Below are 2,497 nucleotides of genomic sequence, written 5' to 3' on the forward strand. Positions count from 1 at the left end.
GTAAGCGTCTGGGCAACACATGTTGCCAGAGAATCTAAGTTGCGTTATTCCCTAGTCTGCAGCAGGAGTTGATTGCCAGCGATGCGGCAACAGTTCCCCGATCTGATTGGCCTTCTGAGTCGGCAACCGGGTCAGAACATCTTTGATGTAGGCGTACGGATCATGACCGTTCATTCTTGCCGATTGAATCAGACTCATGACCGCAGCCGCGCGTTTGCCGGCCCGTAACGAGCCCGCAAACAACCAGTTTGATCTTCCGATGGCAATGGGTCGGATCTGATTTTCGATCCAGTTGTTATCAATCGGCAATTGTCCATCATCGATGTAACGCGTCAGCGCCTGCCATCGCTTTAGTGTGTAGTCTAGCGCTTTAGCCGTAGCCGAACCGTCCGTGATCTTGATTCGCTGTAGACGCATCCACTCGAATAGTGCATCTGCGATCGGTCGGGATCGAGCCTGCCGCAGCCCTCTTCGGGCATCAGAATCCAGTTCTTTGCCTTGTCCCTCAACTTCATAGAGCTGACCCATCAGTTCCAGCGCGTATTGAGCTATCTGGCTTTTGTTGGCCGCATGTAGCTCGAAGAATTTGCGGCGCGCATGCGCCATGCAACCAACCTCGGTCACACCATTGGCGAGCATCGCTTTGTAACCACTAAAATCATCACACACCAGACTGCCGCGCCAATCCCCAACAAACGAGCGGGCATTCTCCCCGGAGCGACCTTCGGCAAAGTCGTAGACCACAGCCTTGAGGTCTTCGTGCGCCCCAGGGGCATAGGCCCAGATGTAGGCGCGATGGGTTTTCTTGTTACCGGGCTTGAGCATCTGCACTGGGGTTTCATCCGCATGCAAGACTCGATGCGATAGCACGGCCTCTCGAAGCGCATCAACTAGCGGTTGCAGTCGTACGCCACAGACTCCCACCCATTGCGCCAGAGTCGATCGCGACAACGCGAGCCCCGCTCTGGCAAAGATTGACTCTTGCCGGTACAGGGGCAGGTGGTCAGCGTATTTGGCGACCAACACCTGAGCCAGTAACCCCGAGGTGGCAAGACCCTTGTCAATGATTTGAGCAGGAACGGGCGCCTGCATGAGAGTCTTGCAATCTGCACACGCCCATTTACCCCGAATGTGGCGCTCAACCGTCACCACACCAGGCGTGTAGTCCAGTTTTTCGCTGACATCCTCGCCAATGCGCTTGAGCTGACATCCGCAACGACAAACTGTTGAGTCAGGTTCGTGACGAAACTCGATGCGAGGCAGATTGGCTGGAATGGGAACGCGTTTGGGTTGCTTTTTATCCCGAGGAGGCATTTTCTCCACTTCGCGCAAATCGTCAATCTCGACTTCAATCGCCGCGATATCGGTATCTAACGTCTCATCCAGAAGACTTGCTTGTGCGGGATCCAGTTTCTCGGAGTGTCGACCAAAGCGCCATTGCCGGTTGATGGCAAGCTCTTGAGCAAGTTGATCAATCTTTGTCTGGCGATAGATCAGCTCACGATTTTGATCTTTGATCTGCGTCATCAAGGAGGCGGCGAACTCGCGTAGCGCTTGCGCATCCATGTTCTCGAGATTGTGTGCAGTGATCATGGATCAAGTGTGACAGATGTTCCATCACGATGTCACTATAGGATGTACCGATTGATTTTTATTTCAGGTTCCAAGCAAAATTCAGACTGGAATTTATCATAAAACCTTGATGATCCCAGCCTCACCCAGTCGATGCCATGGCAGTCCCAGGATGAGCGCATCGAACTGGATACGATTGATTTGCAACTGGTTTGCCGAGTCCGGATTGGGCCACACAAAGTGCCCCTGATGTAAGCGCCGAGAGGCAAGCCAGATTCCAATGCCATCATGAACCAACACCTTCATTCGATTCGCTCGACGATTGGCAAACAGATATGCCGTATGAGGGTGGGCGGCTCCAAAGATCTGAACGACCCGTGCCAAAGCGCTATCCATGCCTGCCCGCATATCCATCGGTTCAGTCGCAATCCAAATCGCATCGATTCGAATCATTTAGTGAGCTCGCGCAACCAGGTCAGGCATGACGAGCTTGACTGCACGGGCCATTTCACTTTGACCATCGAATTGCCCTGATGGACTTCGATCTCGATCATGCGTGCATCGGATTTGGGCGTATGATGATCAGAAAATGAAACCGGCAAGAATGCCGGGGTGGCAGGCACAGGTTGATTCACACTCGGCAGTCTTGACTGTCGTTTGACATAGTTCGGATCGGCGTGATGCATCCAGCTGCGCAACATATTTGCATTGAGCCCATGGGCGAGTGCAACGGATGCAATCGACACGTGAGGCTGGCGAGCTTGAGCCACAACCTCGGATTTAAACTCATCGCTGTAGCGCTGTCTGGTACGCACCGGAGGTGCAATGGGGTGGTCCATAATGGACATGTCTCCATCTATTTTTAAGTGGAGACATGTTCACTTAGCGGCCAGTTTGAGGCAACATGTGTTGCCCAGACGCTTAC

General features: G+C 53.2%; 3 protein-coding genes. All 3 read right to left on the minus strand.

Going from position 1 to position 2,497, the window contains the following annotated elements; genetic code table 11:
* Positions 1-51: 51 nt before the first annotated feature.
* Positions 52-1,593, minus strand: coding sequence for an IS66 family transposase (gene tnpC / locus G3I67_RS14815; protein WP_163656345.1), 1,542 nt, complete (start codon positions 1,591-1,593; stop codon positions 52-54).
* Between the two features lie 96 nt (positions 1,594-1,689).
* The gene (gene tnpB / locus G3I67_RS14820) at positions 1,690-2,025 is read right to left on the minus strand and encodes an IS66 family insertion sequence element accessory protein TnpB (protein WP_163656346.1); all 336 of its coding nucleotides are present in this window, start codon (positions 2,023-2,025) and stop codon (positions 1,690-1,692) included.
* A complete protein-coding gene (tnpA, locus tag G3I67_RS14825; protein ID WP_163656347.1) occupies positions 2,022-2,420 on the minus strand; it encodes an IS66-like element accessory protein TnpA in 399 nt (132 codons plus the stop codon). The genes tnpB and tnpA overlap by 4 nt, the downstream gene beginning before the upstream one ends.
* Positions 2,421-2,497: the final 77 nt, after the last annotated feature.

This window comes from Sheuella amnicola, assembly GCF_010499255.1.
GTDB lineage: Bacteria > Pseudomonadota > Gammaproteobacteria > Burkholderiales > Burkholderiaceae_B > Zwartia > Zwartia amnicola.

Excerpts from the sequence above, each read along its gene's own strand:
- tnpC (WP_163656345.1), bottom strand. The coding sequence starts at position 1,593 with ATGATCACTGCACACAATCTCGAGAACATGGATGCGCAAGCGCTACGC.
- tnpB (WP_163656346.1), bottom strand. The coding sequence starts at position 2,025 with ATGATTCGAATCGATGCGATTTGGATTGCGACTGAACCGATGGATATG.
- tnpA (WP_163656347.1), bottom strand. The coding sequence starts at position 2,420 with ATGTCCATTATGGACCACCCCATTGCACCTCCGGTGCGTACCAGACAG.